An 18,083-nucleotide genomic window follows, 5' to 3' on the forward strand; every position below is an offset into this window, starting at 1 on the left:
TAATTCTCACTGCCTTATGTTACGCATGCCTATTAGCAATGTATCGTAACTAAAAATAAGAAATATAATTATAGAGGATACCCATGGAAGCTTTTGTAAGCGCCGTTAACGACGTAGTGTGGAGTAGCGCACTCATTTACCTATGTCTAGGTGCAGGTCTATTTTATTCCGTATTAACCCGTTTCGCTCAAGTTAGACATTTCAAAGAAATGTGTAAGTTGCTTCTTAGCTCTAACGATTCAGACAAAGGTATTTCATCGTTCCAAGCACTCGCAGTTTCGCTGTCTGGTCGCGTGGGCGTGGGTAATATTGCAGGCGTTGCTGCAGCCATTGGATTCGGTGGCCCGGGTGCTATTTTTTGGATGTGGATTGTAGCCTTCCTAGGCGCCAGTACTGCATACGCTGAATCAACGCTAGGTCAAATCTACAAAGAAGAAGAAGACGGCCAGTATCGTGGTGGTCCTGCCTATTATTTTGACCGTTGTTTACAGCAAAAATGGCTTGCGATTTTGTTTGCTGTATCCGCCATTATTGCCTGTGGTGTGTTCTTACCAGGCGTTCAAGCAAATGCTGTTGGTAATGCCTTTACCCAAGTATTTGGTAACGGTGAGATGGTCACAACCAGTTTTGGTGAAGTAGGTAGCTTCAAGCTCGTTGCGTTGGCAATCATCTTAATGGTGTTAGCGTTTATCATTTTCGGTGGCATTAAGCGCATCGCGAATTTCACGCAAATCGTCGTACCCTTCATGGCTTTGGGCTACATTGTCTTGGCGTTGATTGTAGTGTTCTTAAACCTTGATAAAGTACCCAGTATCTTTTCGTTAATCATTTCTGATGCATTTACCGCGCAAGCTGGCTTTGGTGCGGCTATTGGTTGGGGTGTAAAACGGGGTATTTACTCCAACGAGGCAGGTCAGGGTACAGGTCCTCATGCTGCTGCAGCGGCCGAAGTTGACCACCCTGCACAGCAAGGTCTAGTCCAAGCTTTCTCTGTGTATGTAGATACGATATTTGTTTGTACTGCAACAGCACTGATGATCCTAATCACGCAGCAATACAATGTGGTAGGTGAGCTTCCTGCAGGACAATTCATTGTTCAAAACGTTGATGCAGCGACTGAAATTGGCTCAGCAGCATTCACACAAATGGCACTTTTCAAAGTGTTCGGTGGTTTTGGTGAAGCGTTCGTAGGTATCGCATTATTCTTCTTCGCGTTCACAACTATTCTGGCCTATTACTACATCGCAGAGACGAACGTAGCCTACTTAAATCGCTATGTTAAAGGCAGTATCCCACTGGTCATTGTGAAAATCGTGATTATGTTTATGGTGTCATACGGCATGGTGAATAGTTCAGGTTATATCTGGAACATTGGTGACATCGGCGTAGGTTTAATGGCGTGGATCAACATTGTAGGTATCTTGGCTATTTTCTTTGTCGCTAAACCAGCACTAACGTGTTTGCGTGATTATGAAGACCAGAAAAAAGCAGGTGGTGAAATTACTTTCGACCCCGTGAAATTGGGTATCAAAAACGCAACGTTTTGGGAAAAGCGTCTGGCTAAAAAGACGCAAACACCGGAATAATTACATTTTGGTTTGTTGATCAGAGTTTGAATCCAATGTCGTTTACTTATATAGACAATTGGCGCAAATTCAAAAAAGACATCGACAAATAAAACCAGTACAATGAGGCGCCATAGAGCGCCTTTTTTTATGGCGTGCAATTGCACTAAGGAGTACGCATGGCAATCATTTCTTGTCCGCAATGCCAAAAGTCGATATCTGATAAGCACAAGGCTTGTCCTCACTGCAACGCGGCCCTCGGCGACATGGATCAACAAACTAAACAACGTCTTGCTGCGCGCACCAAATTACAACAGCATCAATCTCTGATGAATCAGTCATTTGTAGCCCTGATTATTTTCCTTGGTGGCTTCTTAGTGCTTTATTGGCAACATCCTGTTCCTGGCTCGTGGCAGCAAACTGCTTGTTATGTAGCGATAGCCGTTGGGGTAGTGTGGTACTTAGTTAACCGTGTTCGTTTAGTGTTTTTGAAAAGAAAGAAATTATGAATATAGAGCAGTTAGTCCAGTCAATAACCCCTGAAGTATTTGAACGTCTTCAATATGGCGCATCGACTGGTAAGTGGCCCGATGGCACAGCCTTAACCGATGCACAAAAAGAACAAACAATGCAATTAGTGATGTTGTATCAAGCGAAAGTGCTCAAAAGCGACGAACAATTTACCGTTGGTGCGGATGGACAGTTAGTACAAAAATCAAAGCAAGAACTAAAACAACAATTTAAATCAGAAAACGAGATAGCTAGGTTTAGTGAAAATGATCTTTAAGCAGTTTTTTCAACCTAAATGGAAACACCCAAAGGAAACAACACGTCTTGGCGCGTTGTCAGCAATGGATTCACAACAAGACGAACAAATTATCCGAGAGTTAGCCAGTAGTGACCCCAGTTCTAATGTGCGTGCAGCTGCATTGAAAAAACTCAATGATGTAAGTTTGTGGTGGCAAGCATGTCAACAAGATGCAGAGCCAAGTATCAAGCGTTTAGCGAATCAAAAAGTGGGTCAAGCCATACTTGAATCGACGCAGACACTCTCCGATAGCGACAAAGAGCTTTATATCGATAGGTTTGCGCCAGAGAAGTTGCTAGAGCAATTGGCTCTACAAGAAAAGACTAACGCAGTTAAAATTAAACTGCTTAAACGCCTTCATAAACCACAATTACTTGAACAGGTTTTTCGAAGCGCTGATGAAGTGCTGCAACAACAGCTTTGTGAGATGGTTATTAATCAAGAATTAGCCACCAAGCTGCAAAAATTTGCCAAGGGTGATGCGAAAAGCCAACTCAACGAATATTTACAGCAGCAGCAACGTGCGCAAGACATGCCCATAGAAGTTGAGCAACAGTCAAAGTTGTTATTGGCCAAGCTCAATGCTCTTCGTGAAAAATCAGATTATCAGCTTGTAAGCACGCAGTTCACTGTGCTCAATAATCAATTCGAGCAGTTAGAGCTCTCCTGGCTTGGTGATGTGCAACGCGAACAGTGTGAACAAAAACACAGTGAATTAGTTATTAAGCTCAATAATCACATTGATAGGCTTAAAGGCGACTATGATCTGGAATTATCAAAACAGCAGGCTCGACAGCGAAGCGTCCTTGCACTGGCGAATCTCAGCGCATTAGCTGAGGAAATAGCCCATGCAATGTCACTGCGCTTTGATGGCAATGAACAGATTCAGACCGATTGGTTGCATGCAAAAGTTGAACAAGCACAAGACATGTTGCAAAACGAAGACTTGCAGCCGGGTCAGGAACTCAATAGTCAACGCGCTGAATTAGAACGTCTGTTTAAGCAAGTTGAACAATTGGCAGCATATGAACAGGATGTCGCGCACGTGCGCAGCGAGCTCGTCGAGTATCAAGCGCACAGTGTTCCTTCGACAACAGATGAGCTGGATGATGCGATGACGAAAGAAACGCAATTGCGGGTCCGTGTTCGTGAGGCTATCAAGGTGCTACCAAAAGAGCTTGCGGGTCACTGGCACCAACAATTCAAAGCAACTCAAAATCAGTGGCAAGCTCAGGTTAAGCCATTGACTGAAGAGCAAAGCAAACTGTTAGAAACCGCGAAAAAGAAAGCCAGAGATCTACGCCGTTTGACTAGCCAAGGGCGATACCGTGTGGCATTTGGCGTATTTAATGGATTACGCGAAGTGTATGAGCAACTTACCATGCACTTCCAACAACAGATTGTTCGAGAATACGAAACTATCGAAAACATGCTTAATGAAGCAAAAGATTGGCATCAGTATGCCGGTGAAGCGCAACAAGAGCAGTTGGTAACTGCGGCAAAGGAGCTTTGCAGTTTGCCATGTGAAGACGCCAATGCTCGATTGGAGCAAGTTAAGCGCCTACGCAAGAGTTGGCAGCTACTTGGACCTGAAGTGGATGCTCAAGCAAAAGAACAGTTCGAACAGGCTATAGAATTAGCATTCGAACCATGCCGTATTCATTTTGCTCATCAGCAAGAACAAAAAGAGCAGGCTGTTGCTCAGCGCGAGCAAATTATTATCGACATGCAGAAATTGTCTGAACAGCGGGAGCAATTAGACATCATAAATATCGAGCGATCATTTAATGTTATCGTCAAACAATGGCGTGATGCTAAACGACTCGAGAGCAAGATATACAACAAGTTCCATAAGCGTTTTACACAAGCTCAAGCTGATGTAGCGAATATTATCGAGTGTTATTACAAGGACAACGCAACAGCCAAGGAAGCATTGTTAGCGCAAGCACAACAGGTACAACTAGAAAACGTCTTTGCGGCTACAAATGAATTGAAAAATTTGCAGCAGCAATGGCAAAAAATTGGCTTTGCTGGCAAAGGTAAAGAACGCAAGCTTTGGCAAGCGTTTAGACGAATTAACGATGAGGTGTTTAAGCAGCGTGATGAAGCTAAAGCGGTCCAGCAAGAAGAGTTTGATGCACAAAAAGCTGAACAATCCGCTCAACTTGATACATTTTCACAAGTATTTTCACAATGCGACACGCTAGCTCAATTGCAAAAATTGGCTGCGGAAATCGCTACACTGAATGTGGTTAAAGAATTACATCAAGCAAAGCAAACTCTAATCGCTGATGTACAAAACTCCATCGAGAAGCTCACAAAGGCTGCACAAAGCGAACACTTAGTGAAGCTGCAAACGAGCTTGCGCGAAGATGCAGCGGTAAATCATCTATGGTTAAGCAATACACAGCTAGGCTTAAGTGCAGAGCAGTTGGTGGTTCGTTTAGAAATTGCCGAAAATGTTGATAGCCCAGCCAGTGATGCCCAACTACGTATGCAAGAGCAAGTTACTATGTTGGATGAAAAACACCATGGTGTGACCCATTCAACAGAGGTATTGCTCAAAGCGTGGCTACAACAAAGCATAGTGGCTGATGGCAAAGTAGATGGCGAGTATGCAGGTCAGTGTCAGCGTGTAATAGCGGTCCTAGAAAAAATGGTGTCCTCATGATGCAATGGATTAAAGCCTCGGTATTCATATTGTTCGCGACAGTTGTCACAGGTTGTGCGTCAACAGCGCCTCTGAGTATTTTTTCACTTAGTAGCGGTGAATTAGAGCAGAACTTATTAAAACAAAGCGACAAGTATCATACTTCAGGCTCGGTACTGGGTGTGCCGATGGACCTGCAGGTTAACGACATCGGTGTGGTGATTGGCGGTCAACAAAGCCCTAAAGGGATTGAGTTAGCGCTGGATAACACGGTGATGATGCAAGCATTGGCAATTAAAGTACCTGTGCGCGTGCGATTGAATATCGCTGCAATCCCGGTATTTAATGCCAATGACGACTCTATTTATTTACAAGACTTCAAGGTATTGAACGCTGATATAGATGCAATGGGCTATCGCGGTAAATTAGCACCACTGTCACAAGAGGTGCAGGAGCTTTTAACGCAAACTCTGAGCCAATATCCTGTTTATACATTAAACCAACAAGATCCGCGTCAGGCACTATTATCGCGTTTCAAATTGGCGCTTGATGTGCAACCTGGCGTTATAACGCTAACTTCAGGTCTGTAACGACAATACTTGCGCGGTTGCATGAGTTCTCTGTAAGATAACGATATATCGTTATCTTACTAATGCAGCCGCTATGGATTCTTCTCTAAAGCAATACCTACACGACCCACGTTTATTACTCGACGCTGCGGGGGAAGGCATCTATGGCTTTGACCTCGACGGTAACGCTGTGTTTATCAATCCTGCAGCAGAACGCATGACTGGCTGGAAGGCCAGTGAACTTCTGGGTAAACGTATCCATCAATTTCACCATCACAGCCATGCTGATGGCAGTGAATACCCGGCTGATGAGTGCCATATCTATCGGACCATGTTTGATGGTCAAACGCGGAAAATAAGCAATGAGGTGTTTTGGCGAAAAGATGGCAGCCAGTTTCCCGTTGAATATACATCCACACCTATCTACAAAGATAATCAGCTAATCGGGGCAGTAGCGATATTTCGTGATGTATCAACGCAGCGCAGTACTGAGCAAGCGTTGCGCGATGCGCTGCAACGTGTCAGTCAGCTAAGTGAGCAACTGCAAGCGGAAAATACTTATCTGTTAGAAGAGATCAATGCAGATTGGCAACATGGCGAGCTCGTTGGGCTTTCGCAGCCATTTCGTAACATGATGCAGCAACTGCAATTAGTCGCCAACACAGATGCAACCGTGCTTATCCTCGGTGAGAATGGCACGGGTAAAGAGTTGGTAGCGCGACATATCCATGCGCAAAGCATGAGAAAAGAGGCGCCGCTGGTTAAGGTGAACTGTGCTGTATTTGCGCAAAGTCTTTTGGAGTCTGAACTCTTTGGTCATGAAAAAGGTGCCTTTACAGGCGCAACACAAAGACGTAAAGGGCGCTTCGAGTTAGCTGATGGTGGCACCTTGTTTCTCGATGAGATTGGTGAATTACCTCTACCTGCTCAGGGTAAGTTGCTCAGAGTATTACAAGAGCACGAGTTTGAACGTTTAGGTGGGCAACAAACCATTAAGGTTAACATCCGCCTTATTGCGGCCACTAACCGAGATTTATGGGATATGGTTCAGCAAGGGACTTTCAGAATGGACCTATATTACCGCTTGAATGTGTTCCCATTGCGTGTGCCTGCCCTTAAAGAGCGAATAGATGATATCGAACTGTTGGCAAGCCAACTCTTAGCCAAATTGTCGCAAAAATTAGGAAGGAAATTTGACTCTATATCCAATAGAAGTCTTTCGTTACTGAAAAGTTATGATTGGCCGGGGAATATCCGTGAATTGCAAAATACGCTTGAACGCGCAGCGATTCTGACCCAAGGTAGCGTGCTTAACATTGAACGTTTCGGTGAGAGTGACGGTCAAGCTGAGCAGCCAATACACACACTGGCTGAATGCGAACGCAGTCATATCGCACGTATTTTAAGTCAATGTCATGGCAAAATTAATGGCCCTAACGGTGCTGCCCAGTTATTGGATTTGGCGCCAAGCACGCTGCGTTCGAAAATGAAAAAGCTCAATATTGAGCGAGAATAATTCGTTAACAACGATATATCGCCATTGGGAACGAAATGTCGTTGTTTTTGTTTTATCTAAATTAATTTAATTTAATATTATCAATGAGTTACGCGTGGTAAATGCTGGCACAGCAATTGCCATATAAGGGCGTTAATGTAGCAATCAAAAGCGTCCTTATGAAGTTTGATATTAAAGAAGAAGATCTCATCATTAAGCCCTATAAACAGTCAGGGCCAATCTATATTCGTGAACAAAAAGGTAAATTCCAAAAAATACGCAGAGTTCTTAGCTGGTGTCTAATGTTTGCCTTTATCGCCTTACCTTGGATTAGTTATCAAGGGCAACAGGCTGTGTTGTTTGACGTTGCCAACCAACAGTTTCGCATTTTTGGCGCCACTTTCTTCCCTCAGGACTTCATGCTAGTGGCATGGTTGTTTATGGCAGGCGCGTTTGCCTTATTCTTTATCACTAACTGGTTAGGCCGTGTTTGGTGTGGGTATTTGTGCCCACAAACAGTGTGGATGTTACTGTTTACCTGGGTAGAGCATCGTGTTGAAGGCACACGCAATCAGCGCATCAAGCTAGATAAGCAGGCGTGGCACGCGAAAAAATGGTTACGAAAAGGCGCAAAGCATGCGATTTGGATTAGCCTCGCGTTTTTCACAGCAACCACCTTTATGAGTTACTTCATTCCCGCGAAAGAACTGTATATGGATTTGTTGGTTTTGTCTTGGGGGGGGATCACAACTTTTTGGGTGTTTCTTTTTGCACTTTGTACTTATGGCAATGCGGGCTGGCTGAGAGAAAAAATGTGTATTTATATGTGCCCATATTCTCGTTTTCAGTCGGTTATGTTCGATAAGGACACCTTGGTCGTTACTTATGATCACACTCGGGGTGAAAGTCGGGGCCCGCGCAAGCGTAAAGTCGACCACAAAGAACTTGGTTTAGGAGATTGTGTAGACTGTAAGTTGTGTGTGGAGGTGTGCCCTGCGGGCATAGATATTCGCAACGGCTTGCAATATGAGTGTATTAACTGCGGTTTGTGTATTGATGCGTGCGACGAAACGATGGAAAAGTTTGCTTATCCTAAAGGGTTAATTAGTTATCAGAGCGAGCGTCAACAACAAGGAGGTCATACTTCAATTTGGCGGTTAAAGCTGGTGGGCTATGCAGTCATGACAGTCCTCGTATTTGGTGTTATGGCTATCTGGTTGCAAGGTCGCGTGCCGATTGAAGCCTATGTTACTCGTGATAGAGGAGAGCTGTCGCGTACAGATTATCGAGGTATTGTGGAAAACCCTTATCGGATATCAATTATCAATAAATCCCAGCAGCCGCATACCTATCAATTGCATATTGTGGGCATCGATGGGGCTAGTTTGTCTGTGCATGGAGATTTACATTTTGTTGGTGCAGAGCAAAAAGAAATACCTGTCACTGTGAGTGTAGATGAAGTTCACCTCACGCAAAAGGTCACACCGTTTAGATTCACTATACAGGCAGTGGGTAATAGCGAAGCAGTAATAGAAAAAGAATCTCGTTTTTATAGGTAGCAGATCAAAAGCCCAACTGTACGACGAGTTGGGCTTTACATATTTTACAACTGAGCGACAAAATCCAGTGCTGATGTTACCGCAGCGACCTGCGCATCAATACAATTCTGGTCATCGACTTTTGGACTATCAGGATACACCTCGGTTGTCGTCACATAAGGTGCGTTGGTGAGGCCCATACACAATCCGAGCTTCTTACCTGCATACTCAATAACACCGCGTTGCTGTAACTCAACACCAATCAGTTGGTTGTTTTCATCTGCTGGCGCTATGTGAGTGACCGATTCTACATGTTCAATAATGGCCTGTTGGAATAATGGCTGTGGGCGCTCTGTGTCAGCTACCAAATAGAAGCCATCTGGAATATTCCAGTTGTGGTTAGTAACACCGTCTCTTGCCGCAAGTGCTGGGCGAAATTGAGAGTTATCTGTATCCGTGGTCTCATGTAAATCGATATGGACCAACACATCCGAGCTATATGGAGCGATGAAATCTAACAGCAACTGCGCTTCTTGCGCATCAGAGCCTTCATAGAATGAACGGTTAGGATCAATAGCGTGTGGATTCCAGCGGTTAATCGTTTCGTATCCCCAAGGACTAACACACGGCACTACTAAAATATTGAAGGTGTCACAGTGGGCGCGGGTTACCGCATCGGCAAATGCCAGTGCACCGTGTACGCCACTCGTTTCGTAGCCATGAACTCCACCTGTTACCAAAGCAATTGGGCGACCCTTTTGCCAGTTTTTGTGTTTCAAAGCGAATAAGGCAAACGTTTGCTCATATTCTAACTGGCCATATTCAATGATGTCGTAGTTGGTACTAAGTTGATCAATCTTACTGCGTACTTCATCGTTATAACTACGCTGTTTAGCTTGTGTTTGGAACCAAGCTTCTTTGTGTTCCTCGGCCCAAGGCTGGCCGGGAACACCTATTGGATAAGTTTCGTTACTCATTACCCTTCCTACTCAACAAGTGTTTAGGCGCAGCTTAGAGTCTTTGCATCGATTGTCAACCGATACAGATGGCAGAATATCATTGTATCGTGAGATACAAAGGGAACGAGTAACGCTATTTAAAGAAACTTTTTGACGTAAGCAAGCGCGTCATCAAGCTCCGAGAAGATGATCTCACTCGTTTTGTTTTCTTTACCGAGTTGTTTGCGGATTTGGTCAAGTTGATTGATGGCGATAGCAGAATCTACCACGAACGCTATCGCTTTACAGCCATGCGCATACATGTGCTGAGCGATACTCACCATGCGCTGTTGTGCTTCTGGAGTTGCTGCTGGTACATCAATTGAATTACCAACATAGGCCCAGCTGTTAAGTTGATGTTCGCTAACCAAAGCCTCAAGCTGGAGGGCAAACGTCGCAATCATGCGATCGTTTATTGCGCCGCTGAACTCACCGATAATGACCGAACCGTCTAACGACAGTTGATATGAGCCACTGGCACACGAATAGTTATACATACATGCTCCTATGTCACTTATGGCGAGATTTTAATCATAATGTCCTTATTGTAAAGCATTATAGTGGTGAAAAAAGGTAAATATAGGCCATTAATACGCTTGTCTGTGCTTAAAGGAAGTTATTTGCTAGATTTAAATTAGATTGCGATAATTTCAGAAAAAATTGAAACAAGAAAGGTTGCTATGGAACTCACTGAAAAGATGGAAGCATTTGTAATGCACTGTGGAGAAATGGGGAGTCGTTGGGGATTCAACAGAACCATTGGACAAATGTATGCTTTGCTATTGATCAGTGAAGAGCCGCTTAGTGCAAATGAGCTGTCGCAGACTCTGCATATCTCTCGTGGCAATGTCAGTATGGGAATTAAAGAGCTTAATTCTTGGCAGTTGATTGCCACCAAACACAAACCAGGTGATAGAAAGGAATATTATCAGCCAGCTGGAAGCATTTGGCAGATGGCCAACAGGGTATTCGAGCAGCGTCGTAAGCGCGAAATAGACCCGACGCTAAGTCTTCTCAGAGACGGTTTACTAGATGAACCAAATAATCAAAGTGAAGCGTACGCACAAACACGAATGTTAGAAATACATGACCTACTTGAAATGATCACTGAGTGGGCATCTGAATTGCAACGGTTGAGTCCTGAGAAATTATCTACGCTAATGCGTCTCGGAGCGGGTGTCACTAAAATGTTGGACCTGCGTGATAAGCTAACATTAAAAAGTGGCAAAGAGAGTAATTAAACACGCCAACGTCCATTCAAATGCAGTGGTGTAATCACCCAATGACATCATTACAGTTTGTGTACCTTTTATTGTAAATTACACAATGGTCTAAGTGGATTAGGCTATATAACGAAACAATAGAGACAAGGTGTCCACTTTGAGTTAATAATTAGTTAATGGTTTCCAGCCTTACCAGATAACCAACTTTAGCTTAGCGAGTTGGTTTTCTTATGCCTCTCTTAAAATACCTCTGACGCTAGCGTCTTTGCTCGCACAAAGCTAGACAAATAGTACCTGTGACGCTAACGTGGGTCCGCTTATAACAACAAGATGAAAAATATTATGCTAAAACGAACACTCGCAGTTGCGGTTTGTGTTGCGCTAACAGGTTGCAATGATAAACCAGCAGACAAATCGACACAGACGCCAGTTGCAGAACAACAAACGCAAGTAACTGATAACGCAGTGGCAAAAAAAGGTTTTGAATACCCAACAACACGCCAAGGTGACGTAGTAGATACGTATTTTGAGCAAGCGATTGCCGACCCTTATCGTTGGTTAGAAGACGATATGAGCACGGAGACTGCAAGCTGGGTGGAGTCGCAAAACAAAGTAACATTCGACTACCTTCAACAAATCCCATACCGCGATGAGCTGAAAAAGAGCCTCAAAAATCTGATGGATTACGAAAAGGTGAGCGCGCCATTTCAAGAAGGTGAGTACACCTATTTCTACAAGAATGATGGCTTACAGAACCAATATGTCCTTTATCGTCAAAAGGGTGATGCTGAAGCGGAAGTTTTCCTCGATCCCAATACATTCAGTGAAGACGGTACGACGTCCCTAGCTGGCGTAAGCTTCAGTGAAGACGGCTCTTTAGCTGCTTATCAGATTTCCGAAGGCGGCAGTGACTGGCGAAAAGTTATTGTGCTTGATACCAATACTATGAAGCCGGTAGGCGAAACATTGGTGGATGTGAAGTTCAGTGGCATCGCTTGGTTGGGTAATGATGGTTTCTATTACTCGAGCTATGACAAACCAAAAGGCAGCGAGCTTTCAGCAAAAACTGATCAGCATAAACTTTATTATCACAAATTGGGCACAGCCCAACAGGATGATCAGCTTGTCTTCGGTGGTAGTGATGAGCAAAAACACCGTTACGTGGGTGGTGCGGTTACTAATGATCAACGCTTCTTAATTATTTCTGCAGCCGTTTCTACGTCAGGCAACAAGTTGTTCATCAAAGACTTAACTAAGGAAAACAGCCCACTTGTAACGGTTATTGATGATATTGCTTATGACAGTGACATTCTCGACAACGAAGGTGACACGCTGTTTATCGTGACGAATAAAGATGCACCAAACAAACGTGTTGTGACCGTAAATGCAAGTCAACCGACCGCTGAGAACTGGATAAATCTTATCCCAGAAACAGAAAATGTGTTGAATATCTCAAAAGGCGGCAACTATTTCTTTGCGCGCTATATGGTTGATGCAATCTCACAAGTGAAGCAGTTTGATAAGTCGGGCAAGCTAGTTCGTGAAATCCAGTTACCTGGCGTGGGCACGGCCTCAGGCTTTGGTGGTAAGAAAGAGCAATCGACCCTTTACTACAGTTTCACCAACTACAAAACGCCAGGCACTATTTTCAGTTTTGATGTCAATTCGGGTGAATCAAAGGTATACAACGAGTCGGGTGCGAAATTCGACCCATCTTTGTATGATTCAAAGCAAGTATTCTATACCTCAAAAGACGGTACTAAAGTGCCAATGATCCTGACTTACAAGAAAGGCATTGAACTTGACGGTACTAACCCAACGATCCTATACGGATATGGTGGCTTTAACGTCAGCCTAACTCCTCGCTATTCGGCAACGACAGCAGCCTGGCTTGAGCAAGGTGGCGTGTACGCAGTGCCTAACCTTCGTGGCGGTGGTGAATATGGTAAGAAATGGCACAAAGCGGGCACACAAATGCAAAAACAAAATGTGTTTGATGACTTTATTGCCGCGGCCGAGTACCTTATCGAAAACAAATACACCTCTAGCGATTTCCTTGCAGTGCGTGGTGGCTCAAATGGCGGTCTACTTGTGGGAGCTGTAATGACTCAGCGTCCAGACCTATTTAAAGTCGCACTTCCAGCGGTTGGCGTATTAGACATGTTGCGTTATCACACCTTCACTGCGGGTGCAGGCTGGGCGTATGACTACGGCACAGCGCAAGACAGTAAAGAGATGTTTGAATACCTTAAGGGCTATTCACCTGTGCACAATGTTAAAAGTGGTGTGAACTATCCTGCAACGCTTGTAACAACAGGGGATCATGATGACCGTGTGGTTCCTGCACACTCGTATAAATTTGCGGCGGAACTTCAGGCCAAAGACGGTGGTGAAAATCCTGTGATGATCCGCATTGAAACGAATGCGGGTCATGGTGCAGGTACACCGACCTCAAAAATCATTGAGCAATATGCTGATATCTATGGCTTTACTCTGTACAACATGGGTATTAAAAAGCTATAAATAATACGTGATTACGCATTTAATGAGCCGGCTCGTAGCCGGCTTTTTCATTTTTTAATCTATGTTCACGGAGTTAAGTTTGCATTTTGAATCTCAGCGGTTGCTTTTGATGCCACTATCTCTAGAACATTGGCCCGTGTTTTTGGCGCTTCACCAAGACCAAAGCGTCATGCATTATGTGGCAGATATGCAGTCTGAAGAGCATATAAGAGTGCGTTTTGAGCAGCGTGTAGGTGGCAACTCACACCACACTCATAAATTTTGTTGGGCAATCACCTGCAAACAAACCTCCGCGGTGTTGGGTGTGATTGGATATGACTTGGTTAATACTTCACACGCTGAGCTGGGTTACATGCTGCTACCGCGCTACCAAGGTTGTGGCTATGCGTCCGAAGCGCTTAATACGGTAGTTGGTGGTACGTCACAAAGCCATAATATTACTCGTTTTACTGCGACAGTCACGCAAGGGAATGAAGCTTCAAGAAAGTTACTGATTAATTGTGACTTTATTCAATTGCCCACCCGTAGCTCAGGCTACGTTATTAATGGAGAAGAAGTAAACGATTGGTGTTTTGAGTTGTGCACATACGCACAGTAATAGGTGCTGTTCTGTCATATTTCTTTTTATCTTAAACGCTTATCATCATGTCCATACTTCTTAGTGGACATTTCAATGCTTAAAAATTCCAAACACCATTACGGCTGGGTGACTATCTCAATGCATTGGCTGATGGCGATTGCCGTAATTGGCATGTTTGCCCTTGGCTTATATATGGTCGAACTGACCTATTACGATGCCTGGTATAAAGGCTCGCTTGATTTGCACAAAAGCGTAGGAGTTATTGTTGCGATTGTTCTTCTTATACGCTTAGCGTGGCGTTTGAGCCAACCTCAACCAGAAGCACTCACCCACAGTAAAATGCAAAAGCGGGCTGCCTCTGCTGTTCATGTGCTGCTCTACATTGTTTTAGTGTTGCTCATTGTCACGGGTTACCTTATTTCTACCGCAGATGGGCGTGCTATTGAGGTATTCGGTTTGTTTCACGTGCCAGCTTTGGGCTCATTCATAAACAACCAAGAAGACATAGCAGGAAAAGTTCATTTTTACCTTGCTTGGACAGTAGTCCTTACTGCTGCAGTTCATGCCCTAGCAGCGTTAAAACACCATTTCATCAATCGGGATCGCACCTTGGTGCGCATGCTTAAAGTAACCAAAGGAAATTAATTATGAAAAAGTTATTTGCTCAACTTGCCATTGCAGGCGCACTTGTCACATCGAGCTATAGTGTCAGTGCCGCCGATTATGTGATTGATACTCAAGGTGCTCACGCATTTGTAAATTTTAAAATCAAACACTTAGGCTATAGCTGGTTGTACGGACGCTTTAATACTTTCTCTGGTGAATTCAGTTACGATGCAGCCAATGCCGATGCGTCGAAAATTAAGGTTGTGATCGACACCGCCAGTGTTGACTCAAATCATGCAGAGCGAGACAAGCATTTGCGTGGAAGCGACTTCCTAAACGTCGAAAAGAACCCAAAGGCGACGTTTGAAAGTACAACAATCAAATTTTCTGATGCCGATAACGCGGTGGTTACCGGTGACTTCACTCTTAATGGTGTCTCGAAATCAATCAGTTTTGATATTCAGAAAGTAGGGGAAGGCGATGACCCATGGGGCGGTTATCGTGTGGGTTTTGTCGGTACAACAAGTATTGCCTTAAAGGATTATGGTATCGACTATAACCTTGGCCCAGCATCAACGCATGTTGACTTGGAACTGTCAATTGAAGGCATCCGTCAGTAGTAACATGCAGTTGTGCGGTGCTTGCCACCGCACAACACGCTATTTTTTCTTACTCATCGCCCACCTCTATTCAATATTTATATCCGTATCACCCTTATGAATACTAACCACAGCGCAGTAAAATTTGAGCCCGCGCAAGTCGGCTGATATAACAATAATTAGTGTCGTTACAATTGGAAGTCACTGATGACTATGAAATATACCCACACGGTTGGATTTATCGAGGGCGATGGCATAGGGCCTGAAGTTCTGCCGTTAGTACGTGATCTGATAAACCATGTTGTGGATGTGTGTTATCAGGGTGAGCACAGTATTACGTGGCGACCTTTATTATTGGGCGAACAAGCGGCGATGACTGGTGATGGCGAGTGGTTCCCACAAAGTACAGTTAGTGCTTTGCGAGAGCTGAAAGTTGCCCTAAAAGGACCAATGAGTAGCGCCATAGGTGGGGGATTTCGCTCATTGAATATCGCCTTGCGTGAAGAACTAGATTTGTTCTGTAATATGCGAGTTATCAAATCCTTGGCGGGTCTTCCATCGCCCCTGAGCAACGCTGAAGGTATTGATTTAGTTGTCTTTCGCGAATGTAGCGAGGATAGCTTTGCGAGTATAGAGCTTGGCGCAAACACGCCTGATGCGCAGCGATTAATTGAAGTATTAGAACAAGAGCTCGGATATTATCGTCTGCGTTTTGTTGATGACTGTGCGTTGGCGATAAAAAATTGCTCAAAATCAGCGACAGAGCGATTGGTCCAAAGAGCAGTCGATTACGCGCTATCACATAATCGCCTTAAGATTACTATAGTGCACAAGAGTAACGCATGGCAGCTTACTGATGGGCAGTTTCAACGTTGGGCTAGCGATTATATCGCCCAACATTATGAACTAAAGAAACACGAAAGTGGTGAGCAATACCTTCTAAATCCTGATGGAACAGAAATTTTGGTAGAACAAATGATGTTAGACCAAGTAATGCAGCGCCTTGCCCTGCAACCGCAGCAATTTGATGTTCTGATATGCAACAATCTCGCTGGTGATTTGATTTCGGACCTCGCAACGTCGCTGGTGGGCGGTGTGGGTATTGTACCCAGTGTGAACTGTAATAATGATATGGCTTTGTTTGAACCTAGTCATGGTCCCTTTAGACGGATTGCCGGAAGCGGTTTAGCGAATCCTAGTGCCACGGTGTGGGCTGGGGTGTTAATGTTGCAACATCTAGGGATGAACAATGCCGCCTTGATGCTTTGGCGCGCTTTAAAAGACGTAATAAATGCGCACGATGCGCTCTTCCAACTCGATACCCGAGAGAGCCTTAATCAAGGTGTAACGACACGCAATATTATCGCCGCTATTGAAGCGGCGATACCCATGCCAGATAGATAACCGTTATGCAGCGATTGCGCCTTGCAGTAACTCGCGAGCTCTGATGCGTGAGGGCTCTTGACTCCCTAAATTAGGCGCCAAACCTAGCTCATCGAGCATAGTAAATAGCATCTTGACCGGGACCGGGCAGTTGTTTTCATCGAGAATATCAGCTTGGTTTGTCGTCACTAACGCAGCATTAGGGTAATGTTCACGCAAGGCATCTAGAGTAATCGCGGTATCACCACACGCGCGGCAGTAACTACCAAATTCGTCGTTTAATTGAGCTAAAGCCTCATAGAAATCTTTCAGGCTTAATGTCGAGCCGCATGCCTGAAGTTGGGTTTGAATAAATGTGTCTAGTTCTGCGTTGATATGAATGCAATCATAGTGTTTGTATTGACGTGATAGCATGAGTGCCTCCAGTGGCGTCTTATTGTCTTACATATACCTTATGCTCAATCATGCTATTTATGAAATGGATGAAATCGATAATTAGTATTTACACTATAAATATTCTAGGTGTATTGCTGTAGTTTCTGTCTTAACCATAGGTGTGCGGGGCTGTGATGTACTAACGGACTCCACAGCATAGATACGCTGATTGGGACAATGGGAAAGGGCACAGGGCAAAGTGCTAGGTTTGCACTGTTGTGGGAAATTATATGCTCTGCAAGGCGTCGAGGTAACGTAGCCAGCAAGTCTGTTTCTGAACATAAGTCTGCAATAAGGCTGTGATGCCGTGCATACACTGCGATATTTCGCTTGTGGCCGAGTTGGATAAGCGCTTGGTCAACCCATCCTAACTTTTGTGGTTCTCGATTCTTAATAACGGGTTCTGGGCCAAAGCCACTGCGATTCAGCCAAATATGGGAGTGAGCTAGGTAGGTTTCAATATCTAACTGTTGATGAAGAGGGTGACTTTCTCTAGCAAGGCAACAGTAATTATCTCGCCACAAGGTTGATTGATGAAAAGATGCAGGCATTCGGGTAAAACGATCAATCGCGATATCCACCTGACCCTGTTCTAGTTCACTTAAGTTCACATCACTAGGATGAATTAAATCCACTTTGATGCCAGGATAATGGACTGCGACGTCACGCAAAAAATCCACTAATAATGGCGCAACGAGAAATTCATTGGCCATAATTCGGAAGGTATGTTGCGAGGTTTGTGGGTCAAACGTCGTTTCTTGAATAGTGATAGCTTGGGCCACACTCAGGAAGTGCTCTAGCTGTGGCTTTAATGCTAACGCCTTTTCTGTACACATCATACTACTTCCGCTTCGCACTAAAAGGGGGTCACAAAACAAGTCCCTAAGGCGTTTCAATGCGTTACTCATGGCGCTTTGAGTGAGTGCGAGTCGGTTCGCAGCATGCGAAACACTTCGCTCTTCAAGTAGCACGTGTAAATAGACCAACAGATTTAAGTCAACTTGACGTAAGTTCATAAGGACTCACAACTTATACTCTTTACACCTAATGTATCTCAGCTCTTTTGATAAAGCTAACTCCTTGCTAAATAACGATAATAGGCACAGTTAAT

General features: G+C 44.3%; 17 protein-coding genes. 13 read left to right on the top strand and 4 right to left on the bottom strand.

Annotated elements, in window-relative coordinates:
• Window positions 1–83 precede the first annotated feature (83 nt).
• The 7 genes from ACH19P_RS08575 (at window position 84) to ccoG (ending at window position 8,646) form a co-directional block, all read left to right on the top strand.
• Complete coding sequence (locus ACH19P_RS08575) at window positions 84–1,586, top strand: alanine/glycine:cation symporter family protein (protein ID WP_462158171.1); 1,503 nt, start codon at window positions 84–86, stop codon at window positions 1,584–1,586.
• Between the two features lie 158 nt (window positions 1,587–1,744).
• A complete protein-coding gene (locus tag ACH19P_RS08580; protein WP_462158172.1) occupies window positions 1,745–2,074 on the top strand; it encodes a hypothetical protein in 330 nt (109 codons plus the stop codon).
• Complete coding sequence (locus ACH19P_RS08585; protein ID WP_462158173.1) at window positions 2,071–2,352, top strand: YeaC family protein; 282 nt, start codon at window positions 2,071–2,073, stop codon at window positions 2,350–2,352. The genes ACH19P_RS08580 and ACH19P_RS08585 overlap by 4 nt, the downstream gene beginning before the upstream one ends.
• Window positions 2,342–5,044 (top strand): DUF349 domain-containing protein, encoded by a 2,703-nt coding sequence (locus ACH19P_RS08590; RefSeq protein WP_462158174.1) that lies wholly within the window; start codon window positions 2,342–2,344, stop codon window positions 5,042–5,044. The genes ACH19P_RS08585 and ACH19P_RS08590 overlap by 11 nt, the downstream gene beginning before the upstream one ends.
• Complete coding sequence (locus ACH19P_RS08595) at window positions 5,041–5,613, top strand: DUF1439 domain-containing protein (RefSeq protein WP_462158175.1); 573 nt, start codon at window positions 5,041–5,043, stop codon at window positions 5,611–5,613. Before ACH19P_RS08590 ends, ACH19P_RS08595 begins: the two co-directional genes overlap by 4 nt.
• A 73-nt stretch (window positions 5,614–5,686) precedes the next feature.
• Window positions 5,687–7,108 carry a sigma-54 interaction domain-containing protein gene (locus tag ACH19P_RS08600; protein ID WP_462158176.1) on the top strand — a complete coding sequence of 474 codons (1,422 nt, stop codon included), beginning with the start codon at window positions 5,687–5,689 and terminating at the stop codon, window positions 7,106–7,108.
• Window positions 7,109–7,266: 158 nt separating this feature from the next.
• The gene (gene ccoG, locus ACH19P_RS08605; RefSeq protein WP_462158177.1) at window positions 7,267–8,646 is read left to right on the top strand and encodes a cytochrome c oxidase accessory protein CcoG; all 1,380 of its coding nucleotides are present in this window, start codon (window positions 7,267–7,269) and stop codon (window positions 8,644–8,646) included.
• 44 nt (window positions 8,647–8,690) lie between these two features.
• Here ccoG and ACH19P_RS08610 read toward each other — a convergent pair whose 3' ends face one another.
• Window positions 8,691–9,602: a M14 family metallopeptidase gene (locus tag ACH19P_RS08610; protein ID WP_462158178.1), complete on the bottom strand. Its 912-nt coding sequence runs from the start codon at window positions 9,600–9,602 to the stop codon at window positions 8,691–8,693.
• 119 nt (window positions 9,603–9,721) lie between these two features.
• Entirely contained in the window at window positions 9,722–10,120 is a 399-nt protein-coding gene (locus tag ACH19P_RS08615; RefSeq protein ID WP_462158179.1) for a hypothetical protein, read from the bottom strand.
• Window positions 10,121–10,303: 183 nt separating this feature from the next.
• Here ACH19P_RS08615 and ACH19P_RS08620 point away from each other — a divergent pair, with 183 nt between their 5' ends.
• The 6 genes from ACH19P_RS08620 (at window position 10,304) to ACH19P_RS08645 (ending at window position 16,558) form a co-directional block, all read left to right on the top strand.
• Complete coding sequence (locus ACH19P_RS08620) at window positions 10,304–10,864, top strand: GbsR/MarR family transcriptional regulator (protein WP_462158180.1); 561 nt, start codon at window positions 10,304–10,306, stop codon at window positions 10,862–10,864.
• 324 nt (window positions 10,865–11,188) lie between these two features.
• Entirely contained in the window at window positions 11,189–13,369 is a 2,181-nt protein-coding gene (locus tag ACH19P_RS08625; protein ID WP_462158181.1) for a prolyl oligopeptidase family serine peptidase, read from the top strand.
• A 109-nt stretch (window positions 13,370–13,478) separates the two neighbouring features.
• Window positions 13,479–13,967: a GNAT family N-acetyltransferase gene (locus ACH19P_RS08630; protein ID WP_462158182.1), complete on the top strand. Its 489-nt coding sequence runs from the start codon at window positions 13,479–13,481 to the stop codon at window positions 13,965–13,967.
• Between the two features lie 75 nt (window positions 13,968–14,042).
• On the top strand, window positions 14,043–14,594 hold the full coding sequence (locus tag ACH19P_RS08635; protein WP_462158183.1) for a cytochrome b: 552 nt from the start codon (window positions 14,043–14,045) through the stop codon (window positions 14,592–14,594).
• Window positions 14,595–14,596: 2 nt separating this feature from the next.
• Window positions 14,597–15,175, top strand: a complete 579-nt coding sequence (locus ACH19P_RS08640) for a YceI family protein (protein ID WP_462158184.1) — start codon at window positions 14,597–14,599, stop codon at window positions 15,173–15,175.
• Between the two features lie 186 nt (window positions 15,176–15,361).
• On the top strand, window positions 15,362–16,558 hold the full coding sequence (locus tag ACH19P_RS08645; protein ID WP_462158185.1) for an isocitrate/isopropylmalate family dehydrogenase: 1,197 nt from the start codon (window positions 15,362–15,364) through the stop codon (window positions 16,556–16,558).
• Window positions 16,559–16,561: 3 nt separating this feature from the next.
• Here the strand turns inward: ACH19P_RS08645 and ACH19P_RS08650 are convergent, their stop codons facing one another.
• A complete protein-coding gene (locus ACH19P_RS08650) occupies window positions 16,562–16,951 on the bottom strand; it encodes a hypothetical protein (protein ID WP_462158186.1) in 390 nt (129 codons plus the stop codon).
• Between the two features lie 104 nt (window positions 16,952–17,055).
• Entirely contained in the window at window positions 17,056–17,988 is a 933-nt protein-coding gene (locus tag ACH19P_RS08655) for a LysR family transcriptional regulator (RefSeq protein WP_462158187.1), read from the bottom strand.
• Between the last annotated feature and the right edge of the window lie 95 nt (window positions 17,989–18,083).

The sequence above is a fragment of the Pseudoalteromonas sp. GB56 genome (assembly GCF_054923835.1).

Excerpts from the sequence above, each read along its gene's own strand:
- ACH19P_RS08575 (WP_462158171.1), top strand. The coding sequence starts at position 84 with ATGGAAGCTTTTGTAAGCGCCGTTAACGACGTAGTGTGGAGTAGCGCA.
- ACH19P_RS08580 (WP_462158172.1), top strand. The coding sequence starts at position 1,745 with ATGGCAATCATTTCTTGTCCGCAATGCCAAAAGTCGATATCTGATAAG.
- ACH19P_RS08585 (WP_462158173.1), top strand. The coding sequence starts at position 2,071 with ATGAATATAGAGCAGTTAGTCCAGTCAATAACCCCTGAAGTATTTGAA.
- ACH19P_RS08590 (WP_462158174.1), top strand. The coding sequence starts at position 2,342 with ATGATCTTTAAGCAGTTTTTTCAACCTAAATGGAAACACCCAAAGGAA.
- ACH19P_RS08595 (WP_462158175.1), top strand. The coding sequence starts at position 5,041 with ATGATGCAATGGATTAAAGCCTCGGTATTCATATTGTTCGCGACAGTT.
- ACH19P_RS08600 (WP_462158176.1), top strand. The coding sequence starts at position 5,687 with ATGGATTCTTCTCTAAAGCAATACCTACACGACCCACGTTTATTACTC.
- ccoG (WP_462158177.1), top strand. The coding sequence starts at position 7,267 with ATGAAGTTTGATATTAAAGAAGAAGATCTCATCATTAAGCCCTATAAA.
- ACH19P_RS08610 (WP_462158178.1), bottom strand. The coding sequence starts at position 9,602 with ATGAGTAACGAAACTTATCCAATAGGTGTTCCCGGCCAGCCTTGGGCC.
- ACH19P_RS08615 (WP_462158179.1), bottom strand. The coding sequence starts at position 10,120 with ATGTATAACTATTCGTGTGCCAGTGGCTCATATCAACTGTCGTTAGAC.
- ACH19P_RS08620 (WP_462158180.1), top strand. The coding sequence starts at position 10,304 with ATGGAACTCACTGAAAAGATGGAAGCATTTGTAATGCACTGTGGAGAA.
- ACH19P_RS08625 (WP_462158181.1), top strand. The coding sequence starts at position 11,189 with ATGCTAAAACGAACACTCGCAGTTGCGGTTTGTGTTGCGCTAACAGGT.
- ACH19P_RS08630 (WP_462158182.1), top strand. The coding sequence starts at position 13,479 with ATGCCACTATCTCTAGAACATTGGCCCGTGTTTTTGGCGCTTCACCAA.
- ACH19P_RS08635 (WP_462158183.1), top strand. The coding sequence starts at position 14,043 with ATGCTTAAAAATTCCAAACACCATTACGGCTGGGTGACTATCTCAATG.
- ACH19P_RS08640 (WP_462158184.1), top strand. The coding sequence starts at position 14,597 with ATGAAAAAGTTATTTGCTCAACTTGCCATTGCAGGCGCACTTGTCACA.
- ACH19P_RS08645 (WP_462158185.1), top strand. The coding sequence starts at position 15,362 with ATGACTATGAAATATACCCACACGGTTGGATTTATCGAGGGCGATGGC.
- ACH19P_RS08650 (WP_462158186.1), bottom strand. The coding sequence starts at position 16,951 with ATGCTATCACGTCAATACAAACACTATGATTGCATTCATATCAACGCA.
- ACH19P_RS08655 (WP_462158187.1), bottom strand. The coding sequence starts at position 17,988 with ATGAACTTACGTCAAGTTGACTTAAATCTGTTGGTCTATTTACACGTG.